This window comes from Devosia sp. CAU 1758 (assembly GCF_054482695.1).
Genome location: NZ_JBTLRJ010000003.1, coordinates 113597 through 133397, shown reverse-complemented (window position 1 = coordinate 133397; position 19801 = coordinate 113597). Strand labels below are relative to the sequence as shown.

Annotated in this window: 21 protein-coding genes and 1 riboswitch; of the genes, 4 read left to right on the top strand and 17 right to left on the bottom strand. The window is 61.9% G+C overall.

Going from position 1 to position 19801, the window contains the following annotated elements:
* Nucleotides 1–17 precede the first annotated feature (17 nt).
* The 5 genes from glyA to ACXYMS_RS10745 form a co-directional block, all read right to left on the bottom strand.
* Complete coding sequence (glyA, locus tag ACXYMS_RS10765; RefSeq protein WP_458906189.1) at nucleotides 18–1316, bottom strand: serine hydroxymethyltransferase; 1299 nt, start codon at nucleotides 1314–1316, stop codon at nucleotides 18–20.
* Between the two features lie 132 nt (nucleotides 1317–1448).
* Nucleotides 1449–1532: riboswitch (ZMP/ZTP riboswitch) on the bottom strand.
* A 45-nt stretch (nucleotides 1533–1577) separates the two neighbouring features.
* Nucleotides 1578–1790 carry a DUF6898 family protein gene (locus tag ACXYMS_RS10760; protein WP_458906187.1) on the bottom strand — a complete coding sequence of 71 codons (213 nt, stop codon included), beginning with the start codon at nucleotides 1788–1790 and terminating at the stop codon, nucleotides 1578–1580.
* A gap of 104 nt (nucleotides 1791–1894) precedes the next feature.
* Nucleotides 1895–3151, bottom strand: coding sequence for a L,D-transpeptidase family protein (locus ACXYMS_RS10755; RefSeq protein WP_458906185.1), 1257 nt, complete (start codon nucleotides 3149–3151; stop codon nucleotides 1895–1897).
* A gap of 266 nt (nucleotides 3152–3417) precedes the next feature.
* Nucleotides 3418–3927: a transcriptional regulator LdtR gene (gene ldtR, locus ACXYMS_RS10750; protein ID WP_297108216.1), complete on the bottom strand. Its 510-nt coding sequence runs from the start codon at nucleotides 3925–3927 to the stop codon at nucleotides 3418–3420.
* 211 nt (nucleotides 3928–4138) lie between these two features.
* Nucleotides 4139–4549, bottom strand: coding sequence for a hypothetical protein (locus tag ACXYMS_RS10745; protein ID WP_458906183.1), 411 nt, complete (start codon nucleotides 4547–4549; stop codon nucleotides 4139–4141).
* Between the two features lie 126 nt (nucleotides 4550–4675).
* Here ACXYMS_RS10745 and ACXYMS_RS10740 point away from each other — a divergent pair, with 126 nt between their 5' ends.
* Nucleotides 4676–5422, top strand: a complete 747-nt coding sequence (locus tag ACXYMS_RS10740) for an MmyB family transcriptional regulator (RefSeq protein ID WP_458906182.1) — start codon at nucleotides 4676–4678, stop codon at nucleotides 5420–5422.
* On the opposite strand, the gene ACXYMS_RS10735 is transcribed toward ACXYMS_RS10740, so the two are convergent.
* Nucleotides 5410–5796: a hypothetical protein gene (locus tag ACXYMS_RS10735; RefSeq protein WP_458906180.1), complete on the bottom strand. Its 387-nt coding sequence runs from the start codon at nucleotides 5794–5796 to the stop codon at nucleotides 5410–5412. The genes ACXYMS_RS10740 and ACXYMS_RS10735 overlap by 13 nt on opposite strands.
* Nucleotides 5797–5889: 93 nt before the next feature.
* Here ACXYMS_RS10735 and hemB point away from each other — a divergent pair, with 93 nt between their 5' ends.
* Complete coding sequence (hemB, locus tag ACXYMS_RS10730; protein WP_458906178.1) at nucleotides 5890–6903, top strand: porphobilinogen synthase; 1014 nt, start codon at nucleotides 5890–5892, stop codon at nucleotides 6901–6903.
* Here the strand turns inward: hemB and ACXYMS_RS10725 are convergent.
* Nucleotides 6900–7841 carry a DMT family transporter gene (locus ACXYMS_RS10725; RefSeq protein WP_458906176.1) on the bottom strand — a complete coding sequence of 314 codons (942 nt, stop codon included), beginning with the start codon at nucleotides 7839–7841 and terminating at the stop codon, nucleotides 6900–6902. The two genes, hemB and ACXYMS_RS10725, sit on opposite strands and share 4 nt — an antisense overlap.
* A 112-nt stretch (nucleotides 7842–7953) precedes the next feature.
* A complete protein-coding gene (locus ACXYMS_RS10720; RefSeq protein WP_458906174.1) occupies nucleotides 7954–8751 on the bottom strand; it encodes a class I SAM-dependent methyltransferase in 798 nt (265 codons plus the stop codon).
* 124 nt (nucleotides 8752–8875) lie between these two features.
* On the opposite strand from ACXYMS_RS10720, the gene ACXYMS_RS10715 reads away from it, so the two are divergent.
* Both ACXYMS_RS10715 and ACXYMS_RS10710 read left to right on the top strand, forming a co-directional pair.
* The gene (locus ACXYMS_RS10715; protein WP_458906173.1) at nucleotides 8876–9394 is read left to right on the top strand and encodes an RDD family protein; all 519 of its coding nucleotides are present in this window, start codon (nucleotides 8876–8878) and stop codon (nucleotides 9392–9394) included.
* Nucleotides 9395–9454: 60 nt separating this feature from the next.
* Nucleotides 9455–10186 (top strand): arginyltransferase, encoded by a 732-nt coding sequence (locus ACXYMS_RS10710; RefSeq protein ID WP_458906171.1) that lies wholly within the window; start codon nucleotides 9455–9457, stop codon nucleotides 10184–10186.
* Between the two features lie 3 nt (nucleotides 10187–10189).
* Here ACXYMS_RS10710 and ACXYMS_RS10705 read toward each other — a convergent pair whose 3' ends face one another.
* The 9 genes from ACXYMS_RS10705 to ACXYMS_RS10665 all read right to left on the bottom strand — a co-directional run bounded on the left by ACXYMS_RS10705 (nucleotide 10190) and on the right by ACXYMS_RS10665 (nucleotide 19756).
* Complete coding sequence (locus tag ACXYMS_RS10705; RefSeq protein WP_458906170.1) at nucleotides 10190–10498, bottom strand: Dabb family protein; 309 nt, start codon at nucleotides 10496–10498, stop codon at nucleotides 10190–10192.
* A 218-nt stretch (nucleotides 10499–10716) separates the two neighbouring features.
* Complete coding sequence (gene parC, locus ACXYMS_RS10700) at nucleotides 10717–13017, bottom strand: DNA topoisomerase IV subunit A (RefSeq protein WP_458906169.1); 2301 nt, start codon at nucleotides 13015–13017, stop codon at nucleotides 10717–10719.
* A gap of 105 nt (nucleotides 13018–13122) precedes the next feature.
* A complete protein-coding gene (gene recO / locus ACXYMS_RS10695) occupies nucleotides 13123–13827 on the bottom strand; it encodes a DNA repair protein RecO (RefSeq protein ID WP_458906167.1) in 705 nt (234 codons plus the stop codon).
* Nucleotides 13828–13968: 141 nt separating this feature from the next.
* Complete coding sequence (gene era, locus ACXYMS_RS10690) at nucleotides 13969–14886, bottom strand: GTPase Era (RefSeq protein ID WP_458906165.1); 918 nt, start codon at nucleotides 14884–14886, stop codon at nucleotides 13969–13971.
* On the bottom strand, nucleotides 14883–15590 hold the full coding sequence (rnc, locus tag ACXYMS_RS10685; RefSeq protein ID WP_458906163.1) for a ribonuclease III: 708 nt from the start codon (nucleotides 15588–15590) through the stop codon (nucleotides 14883–14885). Before rnc ends, era begins: the two co-directional genes overlap by 4 nt.
* On the bottom strand, nucleotides 15587–16411 hold the full coding sequence (gene lepB / locus ACXYMS_RS10680) for a signal peptidase I (protein WP_458906161.1): 825 nt from the start codon (nucleotides 16409–16411) through the stop codon (nucleotides 15587–15589). Before lepB ends, rnc begins: the two co-directional genes overlap by 4 nt.
* Before the next feature lie 84 nt (nucleotides 16412–16495).
* Nucleotides 16496–16897 carry a holo-ACP synthase gene (gene acpS, locus ACXYMS_RS10675; RefSeq protein WP_458906160.1) on the bottom strand — a complete coding sequence of 134 codons (402 nt, stop codon included), beginning with the start codon at nucleotides 16895–16897 and terminating at the stop codon, nucleotides 16496–16498.
* Nucleotides 16894–17484, bottom strand: coding sequence for an orotate phosphoribosyltransferase (gene pyrE / locus ACXYMS_RS10670; RefSeq protein WP_458906158.1), 591 nt, complete (start codon nucleotides 17482–17484; stop codon nucleotides 16894–16896). Before pyrE ends, acpS begins: the two co-directional genes overlap by 4 nt.
* A complete protein-coding gene (locus ACXYMS_RS10665) occupies nucleotides 17477–19756 on the bottom strand; it encodes a RelA/SpoT family protein (RefSeq protein WP_458906156.1) in 2280 nt (759 codons plus the stop codon). Before ACXYMS_RS10665 ends, pyrE begins: the two co-directional genes overlap by 8 nt.
* Between the last annotated feature and the right edge of the window lie 45 nt (nucleotides 19757–19801).

The window sequence follows — 19801 nt, the reverse complement described above, 5'->3', positions numbered from 1 at the left end:
GCGGTTGTTGACCTTGCCTAGTTGTAGATGGGGAAGCGATCAGTAAGTGCTTTCACCTTCTCGCGCACCTGGGCTTCGACAGCGCCATTGTTGTCGTCTCCATTTGTCTTGAGACCATCGAGCACTTCGATGATGAGTTCGCCCACTGTCTGGAACTCAGCCTCGCCGAAGCCGCGCGAGGTGGCAGCCGGCGTTCCGAGGCGCACGCCAGAGGTGATGGCAGGCTTTTCCGGGTCGAAGGGCACAGCGTTCTTGTTGCAGGTGATGTGCGCGCGTTCGAGCGCCTTTTCCGTCGCCTTGCCCGTGAGACCCTTAGGCCGGAGGTCGACCAGCATCAGGTGATTGTCGGTGCCGCCGGAGACGATGTCGACGCCCCCCTTGACCAGCGTGTCGGCCAGCACCTTGGCATTGGCGACGACCTGGCGGGCATAGGACTTGAACTCGGGGGACAGGGCTTCCTTGAAGGCCACGGCCTTGGCTGCAATGACATGCATCAGCGGGCCACCCTGGATGCCAGGAAAAATGGCCGAGTTAATCTTCTTGGCGATGTCTTCATCGTTGGTGAGGATCAAGCCGCCGCGCGGGCCGCGCAGGGTCTTGTGTGTTGTGGTGGTAGCCACATGGGCATGCGGGAACGGGCTGGGATACTGCCCGCCAGCGACCAGGCCCGCCACATGGGCCATATCGACAAAGAGGACCGCCCCGACTTCATCTGCAATGGCGCGGAACTCGGCCCAGTCCATAATGCGCGAATAGGCCGAGAAACCAGCCACGATCATCTTGGGGCTGTGCTCGCGAGCCAGCTGGCGCACCTGATCCATGTCAACGCGGCCGTCCTGCTGGCGCAGACCGTATTGAATGGCGTTGAACCACTTCCCGGACTGATTGGGCTTGGCGCCGTGGGTCAGGTGGCCACCGGCGTCGAGGGACATGCCCAGAATGGTATCGCCCGGCTTGATCAACGCCTGATAGACACCCTGATTGGCCTGGGAGCCGGAATTGGGCTGCACATTGGCAAAGGCGACGCCGAAGAGCTGTTTGGCGCGCTCGATGGCAAGGCTCTCGGCCACATCGACATATTGGCAGCCGCCATAGTAGCGCTTGCCCGGATAGCCTTCGGCATATTTGTTGGTGAGCACCGAACCCTGCGCTTCAAGCACGGCGCGCGAGACGATGTTTTCCGAGGCGATCAGCTCGATCTCGTTCTGCTGACGGCTCAGTTCGTCCCGCATGGACTTTGCCAGTTCCGGATCGGTATCGGCGACCGAATTGGAAAAGAAACGGGGAAAGAGCGGAAGTGAGGTCGCAGCGCTCATCGGACAATTACCTCGCAAAAGGTCGAGTTGATCGGCAAGGCGATGGCATTATCACGCGGTGAAGTGCGATTCCAAGGCCGGGAATTTCGGGACGTGTTCATGGACAGATTCATGGGGCTCCCCTTGAGTTCGGATGGGTGCCCAGGCGAGCGGCATTCTCTAGGTTCGCGTTCCCCGATGGTTCCCCATCTTTTCTCGCCAGTCGCGCGAACACCCCCTTATGCCGCAGAACGGCCTGGAGGAAAAGGGGGAAGACCCCTGTCAGGCAAACTTGCCCGGCGGGGCGGCCGGAGCGCCCCTGCCCTGATCCAGCTTGCGGCGCAGCTTGGCCATGGCAACGCGCTGCATCTGCAACCGGGTGGCAGTGAGAGGGCTGATGACGATCACTTCGGTGCCGGTGGCCTCGTCTATGGCGGCAACGCGCATCTGTTGGCCGACCTGGACGAATTCAAACAGGATGTCGCCGTCGCTCATAATGGCTCACCTCCGCGCGCAGCATAGCGGAGTCGGCGGGAATGAAAAACGGACCCCAGTGGCGCTGGAGCCCGTTCGATCTGGTTCACGGACCTGCGCGCTCCCTAGGCGGCAAAGCTGACCTTGCCTTCTTCGTCGAATTTGTAGACGTCGTCGCGGAAGCTGACCGTGCCCTGGCGGTTGGCCCAGGCGGTAATGTAGGTCGTGTGGATCGGCACGCGGCCCCGACATTCAACGTCCAACCGCTCCAGCGACGCGAAGGTGTTGTCGACACGGGTCTGATCCCAGTCGCCATTGTCCCGAAGCAGCCAGGCAACGAGCTGGTTCACGCCTTCGACGCGGACACAGCCAGAAGAGTGGAAGCGGGCGTTTTCGCCGAACAGCGCTTTGGACGGGGTGTCGTGCAGATAGACGTCGTGCGGATTGTAAAAATTGATCTTGCAGTGGCCCATGGAATTGGCAGCGCCGGGCTCCTGGCGATACATGTAGTTCACCTGTGCATCGGTGATGTTCGCCCAATCGATCGACTGTGGATCAACCTTCCCGCCGGAGCCGTCATAGATGAAGATGTTCTGTTCGGTCAGGTAGTTTGGGTTTTCGAGCATGTACTTGGTCAGGTCCTGGCGGACCAGTGACTTGGGCACATGCCAATAGGGGTTGAAATTGATCTGGCTGATATTGCTGGCCATGATCGGGGTTGCGCGGTCAACGCGACCAACCACCGCTGTATGGCGCTGCTCGACCATGCCGCCGGCAACCGCTTCGATCGTGGCGGCCGGAATGTTGACAACGATATAACGGTCGTTGAGCCTGGCCGCCATGTTCTGGACGCGGGTATAATTAAGATAAAGCTGCTGCAGGCGGGTCGCAGCGGGCACGTTCATGGCGTACCAGGTCGGCTCATCGATCTGGCCGGTGACCACAAGGCCGTGCCGCGCCTGGAAAGTACGCACACCCCTGTCCGTTTCCGCGTCGAAAACGTCGCTGGCATGATCGACCAGCGGCATATCGCCGGACGAAATGAGACGACGCTTGAGCTGGACCACGGCGGGGGAGGAATTGCCAAGGATCAGCTGATAGGCCTGCTGCGGAATCTCTTCCCAGCCGCCGGCAGCCACAAAGGGTTCGTACTGGGCGATGGCCAGCTGCAGATTATGCAGTGTGTCGAAGGAGAGGATGGGCTCGTTGGTAGCGATCGTCGCCGCAGCCGCCGCGGTATTGCCTTCGCGGTCGGTCTCGCGCAGCACCCTGCCCGCCCCCGAAAGCATGTCAAAGACCGAATCCTGAGCCCATGCCGGGATTGCCGCAGATGCACCGGCCAGCGCCGCAGTGCGGATAAAATTACGTCGAGTCAGCCGCATTCGATCACCCAAATATTTGCCCGCCATCCACTCTGGCCGATAGCCCGCTCCGGGTCAGATCACAACGGCTCTCAACGCCTTGTGAACCTTGCGGGAGGATAGCCATGCCAGCAAAAGGTTTCAAACCAGGTAATCGGGCTGCCTGTGCTTTGCGGCACAAATAAGAAACGCCGGCCTCGCGACCGGCGTCTTCCCAGCAGTTGTGGCATGGAGGCAACACATGCCGCCAGCTGCCGCCCTTGGCTCTGCCCCGGAGGGCAGGACAATCAGAGCTTGTAGAGGATCTGGTCGACCCAGAAGCGTTCGAGGCGGGCGAGGGCCTTGTTGAGGCCGTCGAATTCCTCGTCGCCCAGGCCACCTACCTTGTCGATGGACTTCAGGTGACGATCATAGAGCTCGTCGATGACTTCGGCCACTTCCTCGCCCTTAGGGGTCAGCTTGATGCGGACCGAGCGACGGTCGGTGCGCGAGCGCTCCTGGAAGATGTAGCCGGTCTCGACCAGTTTCTTGAGATTGTAGGAGACGTTGGAGCCGAGATAGTAGCCGCGCGAGCGTAGTTCGCCAGCGGTCAGTTCAGCATCGCCGATATTGAACATCAGCAGGGCCTGGACCGGGTTGATGTCGTCCCACCCCATGCGGTCGAACTCGTCCTTGATCAGATCGAGCAGGCGGCGGTGCAGGCGCTCGACGCGCGAGACGGCCTCCAGATAGAGGGGTTTCAGACCTTCGTTGCGTTCCGGGGTAAGCGCCTCGGCCGCATTCGACTTGATTGCCATTTGTGCCTCACTGTTTATCCAACGTGCGATTTTTCGCATCTCATGAGGCCAAACTAGGGCTGCCCGACTAAGATCAGCCTAAGCGACACGCTTAAAACTATCTTACTGGAATGCAATGAGAATTTGGCTTAATAGCGCCTTACCACTGGTGATAATCCTGTAACCTTGTTGAGGTGTTAAGGGCGGCGCGAAGCCGCCCCAAAGCTTGTAATCATCGGGACGAGATCCGCCGCGCGCCAAGCACTTTAGTGGCCATGACCGCGCTCACTGCCAGGGCCTGGCCGATCAATACCGCCCGGCCCATCGCCGTCAGTTGACTGGCATAGATGAGGATCAGGGCTGCCGAGCCGGCAATCCAGATTAGGTCGCCGATAATGTTGATGCGGACCCGGCGCGGCACGGGCTTCACACTGCGGGCAATGGCCAGGTTGAACAGCGCCCATGGCAGAAGCGCCACGCCGATCCCCGTCAATACGACGGAGGGAAGCGACCAGCCGACCAGTGACGTGATCGGCGTAGCTGCAGCCACGAGGACAATGCCGAAGGCCAGCGAGCCCACAGCGTCCAACCAGTAGATCAGGCGCGGATCAGGAAAATCGACCCCTCTTGCAGTCGCGTCCATCGTCATTTCTCCATTACCGATTGATGATGGGCGCAGGATCGAGCGACAGGGTCATGGTTTCAATTCCCTCCGAGGTAATGGAAATCGCTCTGCTTGGATGTCATGCTTGGACTAAAGGGGGCCCAGATGTTCGAAACAGCGCTGCGCGAATGGCGCAACCGGCGCGGCATGAGTCAGATGACGCTGGCGCTAGCTGCCGAGGTATCACCGCGCCATCTCTCCTTCCTCGAATCGGCACGTGCACGACCGAGCCCGACCATGGTCCTTCGGTTAGCCGAGGCGCTGGACCTGCCCCTTCGCGAACGCAATGGCTTGCTGGTGGCGGCGGGGTTTGCGCCACAATTCGGCGACAGCGACTGGCAGAGCCCGCAAATGGCGGAGATCCGACAGGCCGCGCAATTGCTGCTCGACGCCCATGATCCCTACCCTGCCATGGTGCTGGATGCGGCTTTTGGGATTCTGGCTGCCAATGCCGGCGCCCTCAGGCTGGTGGCCATGGCTCCAGGCGCCGGCGTGGGGTCGAACCTGGTTGACCTCGTCTATCGGCCGGGGCCGGTCCGCGAGGCCATCATCAACTGGGCGGATGTAGCGGGCTATCTCATGTTGCGCCTGCGCGAGGCGACGCGGCGCCATGGCCCGGAATCGGCGGTGGCGCAGGTGCTGGCCAAGGCGCTGCGGCAACCCGGCGCAAAGGAACTGGAACAGGGGTCCGCGGCACCGCGCGGGACGGTGCTGCTACCGCTTGAATTCCGCATGGATGGCAGGGTCACACGCTGGTTCACCACGGTCACCAGCTTTGGCGCGCCGCAGGACGCGCTGGCCGAGGAGATCACCATCGAGCAGTTTCACCCCGTAGGTGATCAGTCGGCTTGAGCTCGCTTGGAGCGCAGACTGAGACCGAAGATGATGACAACTGAGGCCAGCAGCACCACGCGGACGGCAAAGCCGATGGCGCTCATACGGATATCAGGGCTGCCCGAAACATAGAGCCCCAGTTCCAGGGCGGTCGCGCCAACCAGCAACACGGCACCCCAACTGGCCTTGATCCACAGGCCCACGGCGGCGAATAGCCGTGCGAGACTGAATACCGCCAGGTAGATGAAGGCCGAGGTGCCCATGGCGGCGATCGGGCTGGTGGCGCCCAGATTGATGCCGAGCAGACGCGCGGCGTCGCTGAGGCCCAGGACCAGCGCCAGTATAGCGACGATGCGGATATAGAGCGCGAGACTGGGGGCCTGGAACAGCATGGCGGCTTGATACCCCGACAGCCGGGCTGCGACAAGCATTGGCTTGGACGGCAGCGGCGGGACTGGTAACTAGGCCGGACAAGGAGACACCCCATGACCCAGAACTGGCCCCGGCACGACATGGACTTTCTCGGCGGGCGGCGCCTGAGGCGGCTGAGGCAGGCCGAATGGAGCCGGGCCATGGTGCGCGAGACCCAATTGTTGCCCAACGACCTGATCTGGCCACTCTTTGTCATCGAGGGGCAGAACGAAAAGACGCAGATCAGGACCATGCCGGGGGTTGAGCGGCTGTCCATCGATTTGATGATCGAGGCGGCAAAGGCCGCGCGCGACGCCGGCATTCCGGCGCTGGCAATCTTTCCCAATACGCCAGACCATCTGCGATCGGAGAGCGCCAACGAGGCGTACAACCCAGACAATCTGATGTGCCGGGCGCTCAGCGCCATCAAGTCGGCGGTGCCCGATATCGGGCTGATCGCCGACGTGGCGCTGGACGAATATTCGAGCGACGGCCAGGACGGGCTGGTTCGAAACGGGGAAATTCTCAACGACGAGACCGTGGCCGTCATGGTCAGGTCGGCGCTGGTGCAGGCGCGTGCCGGCGCCGACATCATCGCACCGTCGGACATGATGGATGGCCGCGTGGCAGCGATACGGGCCGCTCTGGATGCCGAAGGATTCGGCCATGTGCAGATCATGTCCTATGCGGCCAAATATGCGTCATGCTTTTACGGGCCGTTCCGCGAGGCCGTCGGCTCGGGCAGTCGGCTCAAGGGCGACAAGCGCACCTACCAGATGGACTATGCTAATTCGGACGAGGCGCTGCGCGAGATCGAGCAGGATATTACCGAGGGCGCCGACAGCGTCATGATCAAGCCCGGCCTGCCCTATCTCGACGTGTTGCGGCGGGCGCGGGACGCCTTCAACGTGCCAATCTACGCCTATCAGGTGAGCGGGGAATACGCGATGGTCGAGCTGGCCGGCGCGGCCGGGGCGATCGACCGTGACGCGGCTGTGCTGGAAAGTCTCTGGGCGTTCAAGCGCGCCGGGGCCAATGGCGTGCTCACCTATTTTGCATTGGAAATGGCACGCAAGTTGGGTGGTTAGCCGGCTTTTTCGGTCAAGCCATCTTCGGAAGCCAATTGTGCGGGTCGTCGGCCTCGGCGGGGCCGAATGGCGCTGACGAGGCCAGCGGCCATGACCAGCACCATGCCGCCCAGCGCCAAGGGGCCCGGCACATCGCCGAAGACCAGGAAGCCGAGCACACCGGCCCAGACCAGATGCATATAGGTCATTGGCGCCACCAGTGCGGCAGGCGCATAGCGATAGGACTGGGTGAAGAGATAGTGTCCGAGCCAGGCCGATACGCCGAGACCAGCGAACAGCACGATCTGCAAGGGCGTGGGCGCGACGCCATGCAGGGTCCAGGGGAGGAAAATACCGAAGCCGATGGCCCCAGCCAATGCCGAAAAGAACAGCATGGCCATCGTCCGCTCGGTGTGCGCAAGGACGCGTGACAGCAGATTATAGGCGAGCGCCAAGCAGACATTGCCCAAGGCAAAGGCGACGCCAAGCGGGTCGAGGCCTCCACCCGGCCGTGCGATGAGCAGAACGCCGGCAAAGCCAAGGAGCGCGGCAACCCATGCCAGGGGGTTTACATGCTCCTTGAGCAGTGGACCGGACAGCAGGACCACCAGAACCGGACAAAGGTAGATAATTGCCGTGGTCTCGGCGACCGGCATGCGTTGCAGCGCCAGGCTCATGAGGAAAGAGCCAAGCGCCAGGCTGGCCCCGCGCACGACAACCAGACCGGTGCGCTGCGTCCGCACCATTTCGCGGCCATGGAAGGGGGCGACGAGGGCCAGCATCAGCAAGCAATGGGTGATGTAGCGGATCGCCGTCACCATGGGCACATTGTACTCGGTGATGAGCAGCTTGTTGGTGGTATCGTTATAGGCGAAGAGCAGGGTCGCCCCGAGGATGAAGACGAGGCCGCGCAGGGGCTGGTGGGTCAGCGGCGCGGCAGGCGCAATGGGAGCAGACATGGATACGGGTCCGGCGCGGCGCCACTCTGGCAGCAATTGCCGGCGACTCGCTCAATTCGAGGGAAGCCAAGACTAGCGCCCTTCCCTCCGGCTGGACAGCGGGCAGGAGCGCTCAGGCGTCAGCTTTTCGGGCCGTCAGAACGCCCACCTGCTTGGTGACATCGATAGCTCCGCCGCCTTCGGAAAAGGCCTTGTCGATGGCATCCCGGAATGCCCGCTGCTGCTCCGGCTGCGCCGTTTCGCCAGGCGGATAGGAGGTTAGTGCCAAATAGACCACTTCGGGGTCAGTGACGCGCATAGTGGCCGGATGAACCTCCAGAGCGACGTTGCCAAATTCGGCGTGCATGAGCGCTTCCGCCCGCTTCAACCCGAAAGCGTCGGCGGACGGATCATGCGGCGCGCTGCCGAAGACGGTCGTGAGCGCATAAAGCTCGCGCATGTTGTCGATTCCATTGGTGGTGACGACAAGACTGCCACCCGGCTTGAGGACGCGGCGGAATTCGGCCATGGCTTTTTCCTGGTCGGCCACGTGATAAAGCATGTGCATGGCGATGATAGCGTCGAAGCTGGCATCGGCGAAAGAGAGCGCTGCGGCGTCGCCGACCTTCCCTTTCACTGACTCAAGAGGCAGCGGCCCGCACCGCTCCAAGGCTTCCTCCACCATGCGGAGGGATTGATCGAACAGTGTCAGATTAAGGTTCGGTGGCAGTACGACGAATGCCTCGGGCCAGAACCAAGCCGGACCGCAGCCGACATCCAGCACCGCCCCGCCTTCCTCGACCGCCACACGTTGCGCAACCCAGGTGAACCAGGGCACATCGGCATGGCCGAACTGATGCAGCTTGGCCCGAGCGGCCAGTTTGGCGCTGTCGGAATATTGGGTGTTCATCCCCTGGGTAATGCTCGACATGGGCGTGTCCTCCTTGATGATAAGTCTATCCACCTCTCGGCGGCGCGTCGCCCAGGCATTTAAAGGTCACATTTGTGTGCCCTGCCCTCTTGCATCCGACGCCACCCATGCCAATGTCTGCGCCATGAGCCAGAACACCGCAGACCGCCCCCATCTACCTGATCCCTCGACGGCGCCCGAACTGTTCGACGGGCTGCTGACACGACGGGCCACGGCCTACTTTATCGACGTGGTACTGATGGGGATGCTGGTGTTCGCCATCACGCTGATCGGTACGATCCTAGGCTTCCTTACCTTTGGGCTGGCCTGGGTTTCTTTGATCTTCGCCGTGCCGGCGGCCATCGTGCTCTATTATGCCGTGACGCTGGGTTCGCCGCGCCGCGCCACTGTGGGCATGCAGATGATGGATATCGTGCTGACGCCAACCCGAGGCCAGCCGCTGGACGGCTGGATGGCGGCACTGCATGCGCTGGTGTTCTGGATCACCATCTGGATCTGCTGGCCGGTAACGATCCTGTTCGCGCTGTTCACGCCACGCCGGCAGATGATCCACGACTTCATCATGGGCACGCTGATGGTGCGCCGCTCCCCGATGCTGCGGCATTGGCACCGCATGGACATGGCGGATCAATACAACGTTTGAGGCGTTGCCGGGGATGGGGCGGAGCGCTACACTGACGTAATTCGCATCAACGGGTCTTGAATGACCGATCAGACGCCCGAAACCACCCAACTCTTCCTGACCGCGGCCATGCCTTGCCCCTATCTTCCGGGCAAGCTCGAGCGCAAGCTGTTCACGCATCTGAGTGGGCGGCGCGCCTCCATGCTGCATCAATTGCTTAGCGACAATGGTTTCCGCCGCAGCCAGAACCTGATCTACCGCCCCGCGTGCGAGGGCTGCAATTCCTGCCAGTCGGTGCGGATCGTGACGCGCCAGTTTGCCACCAACAAGCGGTTCCGCCGGGTGCTGCGCGCCAATTCGGACATTGTAGTCTCGGTGCAACCGACGGTGGCCACGGTGGAACAGTATGAGCTGTTCAAGCGCTATCTGGACGCTCGGCATGCCGGCGGCGGCATGACGCAGATGAGCTACCAAGACTATGAATATATGGTCGAAGACACACCGGTGCAGTCGGTGCTGGTGGAATATCGCCTGCGCGACCTGCCGGACCAGCCGCTGATGGCAGTGGCGCTGACCGATGTGATGCCTGATGGGCTCTCCATGGTCTATTCGTTCTACGACCCCGACATGACGCATCGCAGCATGGGCACTTTCCTCATTCTCGACCATATCGAGCAGGTGCGCTCGGCGGCGCTGGACTATGTCTATCTTGGCTATTGGGTGAAGGACTCGCCCAAAATGGCCTATAAGGGAGACTATCGTCCCCTCGAAGTGCAGCGCGGCTCGCTGGGCTGGATGCGGCTGGAAGAGTAGCGGCTAAACCACCAGATCGAAGACGATGAGGCCGTCCCGTCCCCCTTCAAGGGCGGCGACAAGGCGCGAACCTGCGGCCTTGTGGTCCGGGTGGACGAGGTAGGCATCGCGGGCGGCTTCGTCGATGAATTCCATGGAAAAGCCGTCGGTATATCCCTGATGTAGGCCCTCCGGTGAAACATTGGGACCATAACTCATGTTCAGCATGCCGGGGACAACGTCACGCAGGGCGAGGAGGTCGGCGTAGATTGAAGATTTCTCGGCGCTGTTGATTTCAGGGCGGAAGCGGACGAAGACGTTGTGACGGATCATTTTTACGAGTCTCCGAAAGTGGTTAGGGGCGCGGCTTCAGGTTTAGATTCCGCAGGAAGGCCCCCTCACCCGGCGCTGCGCGCCGACCTCTCCCCCAAAGGGAGAGGTAAGGACCTGCGCCAGCGGCGGCATTGCCCGGCCCTGCGAGCATAGCTCTCTGAACGTTCCTCGCTCCAATCTCTCCGCCGGAGAGATTGGTTGCCTTCGGCAATCGCTCGTCACCCAGTAAACCTGTTGTTCCGCGGGAAGCCGGTGGGTGGCTGGCGGCCGGCGGTGGCGCGGTCGGCGGACCAGTCGGTGAGTTCTTCGGTGGGCTTGGAATAGGTGCGGCCGGAACTGTCAGTCCAGGTCAGGCCATCGGCGGCATAGAAGGTCTTGATGTCGGAAATACCGCCATCCTTGTAGCGCTGTAAACGGACGCCCTTGCCGCGGCTCATTGCAGCCAGCTGGCTCAAGGGGAAGACCAGCAGCTTGCGGTTCTGGCCGATAACGGCGACACGATCGCCTTCGCAGGGCACGATCAGTCGGGCCTCGTCTGGCAACGAGACGTTGAGGATCTGCTTGCCCTTGCGGGTATTGGCGATCAGGTCATCTTCGGCAACTATGAATCCGTAACCGGCGGAGGAAGCAATGATGCGCTTCTTGCCGGGCGAAAAGACGAAGAGCTCGACAATGTCCTGCCCTTCCTCAATGTCGACCATGATGCGGACCGGCTCGCCCTGGCCGCGGCCGCCGGGGAGCTTGTCGGCGCCCAAGGTATAGACCTTGCCGCCGGTGGTGAGCATCAGGATCTTGTCGGTGGTCTCGCAATTGAAATGTTGCTTCAGGCGATCGCCGGCCTTGAAGCCCTTTTCGTCGATGGGCGCATTGTGGCCCTTGGGCGCGCGAATCCAGCCTTTTTCCGACAGGATGACGGTGATCGGCTCGCGCTCGATGAAGGCTTCGGTGATTTCAGCGGCATCGGCGGTCGGCGTATCGCCGAAAATGGTGCGGCGGGCGCCGAGGGGATGGGGTGTCACCCCATCGGCCTCGAACAGCGGATAGGCCTTCTTGAGCGCCTCGACCTGCTTGGCGATCTCACCCCATTGGCGCTTGTCAGAGGCGAGCAGAGCTTCGAGCCGGCCCTTTTCCTCGGTCAGGTTCTTGTGCTCCTGGCGCAGCTCCATTTCCTCGAGCTTGCGCAAGGACCTCAGGCGCATGTTGAGGATGGCTTCGGCCTGGTTGTCGGTCAGGTTGAATGCCGCGATGAGGCTGAGCTTGGCGTCATCCTCCTCGCGGATGATGCGGATCACCTCGTCGAGGTTGAGAAAGGCAATGATATAGCCTTCAAGTACCTCAAGGCGGTTGGCGATCTGCTCCAAGCGGTGCTGGCTGCGCCGCATCAGCACCACCTTGCGGTGGTCGAGCCAGGCCCGCAGTGTATCGGCCAGGCTCATGACACGCGGCGTGGTGCCGTGGTCGAGGACGTTGAGATTGAGGCTGAAGCGGACTTCCAGCTCGGTGAGCTTGAACAATTGCTCCATCAAGATGACAGCATCCACGGTGCCGGCGCGCGGCTCGAGAACGAGACGGATGTCATCGGAGCTTTCGTCGCGTACGTCTTTGAGCAAAGGCAGCTTCTTGGCGAGCAGCAATTCGGCGATCTTTTCAACCAGCCGCGATTTCTGCACGCCATAAGGGATCTTGGTGACGACGATCTGATAAACGCCCCGACCCTTCTCCTCTTTCTCCCAGATCGCACGGTGGCGGAAGGCGCCGCGACCGGTCTCGTAGGACTGGACGATGGAGGCGCGCGATTCCACCAATTGCCCACCGGTGGGAAAATCCGGGCCACGGATCAGGTCGTCCATGCTCGGCGGGGCCGAGAGGTCCTGGTGGATCAGTTCTTCGCTGGTGGCGGCAGGGTTGTGGATCAGCTTGAGCGCGGCGTTGCACAACTCGACCAGATTGTGTGGTGGCACGGAAGTGGCCATACCCACGGCAATGCCGGTGGAGCCATTGGCGAGCAGGTTGGGGAAGTTGGACGGGAGCACCATGGGCTCCTCGTCTTCGCCGTCATAGGTCGGCTTGAAGTCGATGGCATCCTCGGTGATGCCTTCGAGCAGCCGCGTCGCCACATCGGTCATGCGGCTTTCGGTGTAACGCATGGCCGCAGCGCTATCGCCGTCGATATTGCCGAAATTGCCCTGGCCATCGACCAGCGGGTAGCGCAGCGCAAAATCCTGGGCCAGACGCACCAACGCGTCATAAATCGACTGGTCGCCATGGGGGTGGAATTTACCGATCACGTCGCCGACGATGCGGGCGCTCTTCTTGTAGCCCTGGTTTGGATCGAGCCTGAGCAGGCGCATGGCGTGGAGAATGCGGCGGTGCACCGGTTTCAGGCCGTCGCGGGCATCCGGCAGGGCGCGCTGGGTGATGGTCGAGAGGGCGTAGCTCAGATACCGCTCTTCGAGCGCCTGCTTGAGGTCGACGATGCGCTGATCGTCGGGCGGCGGAAGGGTATCGGCATCGGACATGGGCGGCTCAATTCATGGGGAACGAATCAGGAGCAGAGTATAGCGGCGGCGACCGCAAGACACGGTGCGGGGGCAGGTTTTGCCCGGATTTTCGGGGATTTCCCTCTATACCCGCGTCAGCATCCCGATCAGCGGGTCGCGCGTGGGCGGGGAGTCTATCTGGCGGGCGGACCAGAGGTGCATGTCGAGAAAGTGGCCGGTGAGGCGCAAGGCGTTGCGCAGGTCGTCTGGTGAGGCATTGCCGCGCGCGGCAAGGAAGCTGGGGAGCGGCAGGAGCCGATCTCTATAGGGCTCGGCGGCGGCCCGGCTGACGGCGCGGCCGGTTTTTGGAGAGACGTGGGTCAGGTCCTCGGTGACACCGGTGGCGGCGCAGGTTTCGAGGTCGAGGCCAAAGCCCAGTTCGTCGAGCAGGGCGAGTTCGAAGCGGGCGAGAGAGGCGCCGTCAGGGTCGTGGTCGATGAGGTCGAGTGCCATGCCCAGAAGCCGGTCATGCGGATCGCGCTCGGGCAGGAGGCGCAGGTGCTCGCAGATGGTCTGGGCGAGGTAGAGCCGCCTGCGGTCGGCAATGAGCCCGGCGGCGCGGGCATGCAAAAGCTCGACCGTGAAGGTGCCGAGGTGATCTTCGAGGCGCGCGCGCCAGGTGAGCTGGATGGTGTTTCCGGGCTGGAGGGTTGCAGCGAGCTTTGAAGAGCGCCCGCCGCGGATGAGGCCCATATGGCGACCGCGCCCGGCCACCATGGCCTCGGCCAGAACACTGGTCTCGCCGTGGCGACGCACGCCTATGAGCAGGGCTTCACCCGTCCATTCCATTTTTATTCGTCTCCCTCACGGGGAAAAGGTGGCGCGGAGCGCCGGATGACGGGGAAGCCTGTGCAGGAACCGAATTCCCCCCTCAATCCTCTCGCGCTACGCGCAATCCACCCTCCCCCCAAGAGGGAATGGAATAAGCGGTCACTTCTTCCCATGTGGGAATTCCAGCCCCATTTCGCGGTAGCGTTCGGGGTCGTCGGCCCATTTCTCCCGCACCTTGACGAAGAGGAAGAGGTGGATGGGAACATCGTACATCCCCATCAGCTCCTTACGGGCCTCGGCACCAATGGACTTGATGGTCTGGCCGCCGGCGCCGAGCACAATCATCTTATGGCTGTCGCGGGTGACATAGATCACCTGGTCAATCTTGTAGGAGCCGTCCTTCTGGATCTTGAAGCTCTCGGTTTCGACCGTAGCATTGTAGGGGATTTCATCGTGTATGCGCAGGAACAGCTTTTCGCGCGTGATCTCGGCGGCCGTGATAGCCATGGTGAGATCGGTCAGGTGATCCTCAGGGAAGTGCCAGGGACCGGGCGGGATATGATTGGCGCACCAGTCGATGAAGCCCTTGACGCCATGGCCCTTGAGCGCGGACAGCATGAAGGTGGCCTCGAAGCGCAGGCGCTCATTGAGGCTCTGCGAGAGGGTGAGCAGGCTCTCATGCTTGACGGTGTCAATCTTGTTGAGGATCAGCACCTTGGGCTGGCGTATGTTTTCAAGGCCTTCGAGCAGGGTTTCGATTTCGGCCGTAACCCCGCGCTCGGCGTCGATGATAAAGGCGACGAGGTCAGCGTCCCCTGCCCCGCCCCAGGCGCTTTCGACCATGGCGCGGTCGAGGCGACGCTTGGGCGCGAAGATGCCGGGGGTGTCGATGAAGACCAATTGCGCCTTGTCGAGTGTCAGGACGCCCCGCACCTGGGAGCGCGTCGTCTGCGCCTTATGGGTGACGATGGAGACCTTGGTGCCAACCAGCGAATTGAGCAGCGTCGACTTGCCGGCATTGGGTGCACCGACCAAGGCGATGAAGCCGCAGGACGTGTCGGTGAGTTCGATGGTCATTTGCGTTCCTTCCAGACCTTCTGGCGGACGAGAAATTGTTCGGCGACGCGATGCTCGGCGATCTTCTTGGAAGGGCCTGTCGCTTCGATGCGATCAAAGCCTGCCAGTTCCACACCGATGGTGAATTCAGGCGCATGGTCGGGACCGGTGCGCGCGACCAGCAGGTAATCGGGCGGTTCGAGACCGCGCGCCTGGGCCCATTCCTGCAAAGTCGTCTTGGCGTCGGCACGGCTGGCCTGGCCATCGACCAGGAATTCCTCGAACAGCCGCTCAACGAACTCGTGGGCGCTGGCAAGGCCGCCATCGAGATAAATGGCGCCGATGATGGATTCGGTCACGTCGCCCAGGATGGCATCCTTGTCGGCGCCGCCCGAGCGGGCTTCGCTCTCACCCAGGATCAATTCACTGCCGAGATCGAGCTGGCGGGCGATATCGGCGCAGGTTTCCTTGCGCACCAGGGTGTTGAGCGTCCGGCTCAGATCGCCCTCGTTGGACTTTGGATAGCGGCGGTAGAGCATGTCGGCCACTACAAGGCCCAGCACACGGTCGCCCAGAAATTCCAGCCTCTGGTAGGAGCGCTCGATGCGCTTACCCGGTGAAACGGCGCTGGAATGGGTCAGCGCCTGTTCCAACAGGTCCGGATCGGCAAAGCGGTAGCCCAGCCGGAACTGGAGCTTTTCGTGGGTCTTGTCGTGTCGGCTCACGGCGTCCCCGTCGTGTCATACGGCGTGTCGCCATAGACGGAGCGGAACATGCGGTCCCAGCGGACATTGGCCGGCCACTGCCAGATCTGCCAGGGCGGCAGATTGTCCTTGATCGAGAAGAACCGCGCCTCGGCCTTGGCGATCAGGTTGATGGCCGGGACATAGCCCACCTGGCTCAGCACGCGGCTATCGGCAGAACGGTCGCGATTGTCGCCCATCATGAAATAGTGCCCGGCGGGAACGACATATTCAGGGGTGTTGTCGAGCGAGAGATTGTCGCCGATTTCCTGGATGATGTGGGTTGTCCCTTCGGGGAAGGTCTCGCGATAGACGGTGACCTCGCGGGTATCGCCATTGCTGTCGGTGTCCATGGTCTTGCCGACTTCCTCGCGCTCGACCATGGTGCCGTTGATGTAGAGGCGACCCTCTTGCACCTGGATGCGGTCGCCGGGGAGGCCGACCACGCGCTTGATATATTCCATGTTCTGCGGCACTGGGCGGAACACGGCAATGTCGCCGCGATTGGGGTCACGCCCCATGATGCGGTTAGAAATCGGCAGCTCGAAGTCGAGCAAGGCGAAATCGCCGTAGCGGCCCAGCGAGAACGAATGCTTGCCGTAACCCCAGACATATTTGTTGGCGACAAAGTAGTCGCCGATCATCAGCGTCTGCTGCATCGAGGCGGTCGGAATGGAAAAGGGCTGATAGAGGAAGAAGCGCAGGAAGATGGCGATCAAGAGCGCCTCGACAATGACCACGAAGGTTTCCACCCACTCGTTGGTGGTGGACTTCTTGGCGGGCTTTTCAGCAGGCTGGCTCATGTTTCTTCCCGGATTTGCGGTGCGGAAGGGTTAGGCGTTTGACCGGGCGGGGTCAACTTGCTTCGTCTGACCGGCTGGCCGGGCCTATTTGACCGGCAGGGCCTCGATGATGACGAATGCCTGCGCCAAGCCGGCGTCATCGGTGATGGTGAGGTGGATATGGGGCTCGTGCCCCTCGGGCACAAGGCGGGCCAGGGCCCTGGCCGCGCCATTGGTGAGCTGCATGGTGGGCTTGCCCGATGGCAGGTTCACCACCCCCATGTCGCGCCAATAGACGCCCCAACTCAAACCGGTCCCCAGGGCCTTGGAGCAGGCCTCCTTGGCAGCAAAGCGCTTGGCATAGGAGGCCGCGCGCTGGGCCCTGCGGTCCGACTTCCTCTGCTCGATGGGCGTGAAGCAACGCTGCACGAAGCGATCACCGAAGCGGCTGAGAGTTTGTTCCACCCGATGGATCTGGATAAGATCGGAGCCGAGACCGATGATCACTTCACCCCCTGGATGCCGCGGCTGCCTGGCTTTACGGCGGGCAGAGCGGCCAGTTCGGGCGGCAGTTGATCGGCAGGATAGGCGGGCACCTTAAAATCTATGAGGCTCACCAACGGCACGCCCACATCGGCTTCCCCGCCCGAGCGGTCAATGAGGCAGGCGGCGGCAACGACATTGGCGCCGATCTTGCGCAGCGCGGTGACGCATTCGCGGATGGAAAGGCCCGTCGAGACGATGTCTTCGACCACGATTACGGTGTCATCGGGGGAAATCTCGAAACCGCGACGCAGTTCGAACTGGCCTTCGACGCGCTCCGTATAGAGCGAGGGCACACCCAGGTGGCGCGCTGTCTCATAGCCGGGGATGATGCCGCCGATGGCGGGCGAAACCACTTTGGTGACGCCGGGCACTTCGGCCTTGATCCGCTCGGCCAGCGCCTTACAGAGCTTTTCGGTCTGGTGGGCATATTGGAAGACTTTCGCCTTCTGGAGAAAGACCGGCGAACGCAAGCCGGACGAGAGAATGAAATGTCCCTCCAGCATGGCGCCGCAATCGCGGAATACCTGCAGGACCTGTTCTTTATCCATCACGCGAGCTCCTATCGACCGAACCGTCCCATTCGAGCGTGGAAATCATCCCCGCTTCGCGCAGGCCGGCCCGCTGCACGGCGGACAGCCCGGGACTGCGCTTGAGCGTTGCCAGAACATCGGTCAGTTGCGCAAGGTCGCGCACTTCGATTTCAAAGATCATCTGGTGGAAATCGGGCGAAATCATCCGCATCACGAGATTGTTGATATTGGCATCACACGCCGCAATGGCCGAGGAAATCTGGGCCAGCGAGCCGGGACGATTGACCGATTCCATTGAAATGACCGCAGAATAGAGTTTTTCTTCCGCCCGGGCCAAGTTCCAGCGTACATCGACCCAAGCCAGATCACTATCATGCTTGGCAATCAGGGCGTCGGAGTGAATCGGATAGACGGTCAGCGGATTGTCGGGCTCGAGAATACCGACCAGGCGATCGCCCGGCACGATCCCCTCTCCCGACACGATCACAGGCGTGTGGAAATCGAGATGGGCCAGCGCGGCCTTGGCGCGCGGGCCGGAGCGCTGGCCGCCGGGCACGCGGAAGCGGAACTGGTCAGCGCCGCGCAAGGCGAACCAACCATCGGCGGTGTCGGCCACGGGCAGTTCCAGCTTGCGGCGGCGCTTGCGGATGCCCTTGACCTGGGCCAGCGCCATCGCGAGCGCTTCCGACCCTATCTTGCCCTCGCCAACGGCCACCAGCAGATCGCGCTTGCTGTTCTGTTCAAGGGCCTCGGCAAGCGCCTTGCCTTCGCTTTCGTCGAGCATCACCCCTTCGCGTTCGAGCATCATGTTAAGCACATGCTCCCCCAACGCATGGGCGCGCTGGGCTGCCGCCTGGCGCACGGCACGACGGATGGCAGCGCGTGCCTTGCCGGTGGCGGCAATGCCGATCCAGTTGCTCGGGGGGCGATGATTCTGGTCGCGGAGGATTTCCACCTCGTCGCCACTGCGCAGTTGCGTGACGAGCGGCAGGATCAGCCCATTGATCTTGGCCCCGACGCAGGTATCGCCAATGTCGGTATGAAGAGCGTAGGCGAAATCAATGGGCGTCGCGCCACGCGGCAGGGCAATCAGCCGACCGCGTGGCGTAAAGCAGAACACCTGGTCCTGGAACAGTTCGAGCTTGGTATATTCCAGAAAGTCCTCGGTCGAGATGCCAGAGGTCAGGTGGCTGATGGTCTGGCGCAGCGACCCATAGGCCTGCGATTCCATTTCGATGCGCCCCAGATTGGCCGAGGCGCCGTCCTTGTAGAGCGCATGGGCCGCAATGCCGAATTCGGCGATACGGTCCATGTCTTCAGTGCGAATCTGCAATTCGACGCGTTGCCGGCTGGGACCGACAATGGTGGTGTGGATCGACTGGTAATCGTTGTGCTTGGGGACCGATATATAGTCCTTGAACCGCCCCGGAACCACTTTCCAGGTGGTGTGGACCAGCCCCACCGTCCGGTAGCATTCCTCGGGTGAACCGACGACCACGCGGAAGCCGATCATGTCGGAAAGCTGTTCGAGGGCGATGGACTTGCGCTCGATCTTGGAGAAGATCGAATAGGGCGATTTGACCCGCGCCTTGACGCGCGCGGCAATGCCGGCCTCGCTCAGTCGCTCAGTCAACTCGGCGGTGATGGTGTCGATAGCCTCGCGATTGTCTTCCTGCAACTGGTCGAGCCGCGCGATGATCGCGTCATAGTGATCCGGCTGCAGGATACGGAAAGAGAAATCCTCGAGCTCGTTGCGCATGTCCTGCATACCCATGCGACCGGCCAGCGGGGCATAGATATCCATGGTTTCCTGCGCGATGCGCCGCTGCTTGTCAGCGGGCATGTATTGCAGGGTGCGCATATTGTGCAGACGGTCCGCGAGCTTGACCAGGAGCACACGGACGTCCTGACTGATGGCCAGCAGCAGCTTGCGCAGATTTTCGGCCTGGGCCTCCTCGCGCGAGACCAGGTTGAGGCGATCGATCTTGGTCAGCCCGTCGACAATGGTGCCGATCTCGCCGCCGAACAATTGGTCGATTTCGGCGCGGGTGGCGTCGGTATCCTCGATCGTGTCGTGCAGCAACCCAACTGCAATGGAGGCATCGTCGAGCTTGAGCTCGGTGAGAATGGCAGCGACTTCAAGGGGATGGTTGAAATAGGGGTCGCCGGAGGCGCGCTTCTGCGAGCCATGCTTCTGCATGGCGTAGACATAAGCCTTGTTCAACAATTGCTCGTCGGCGTTCGGGTTATAGGCCTGAACGCGTTCGACAAGCTCGTACTGACGCATCATGGAATTAGCCGCCCGCTCGCATCTGCAAGCTTAGCGCCTGTGACA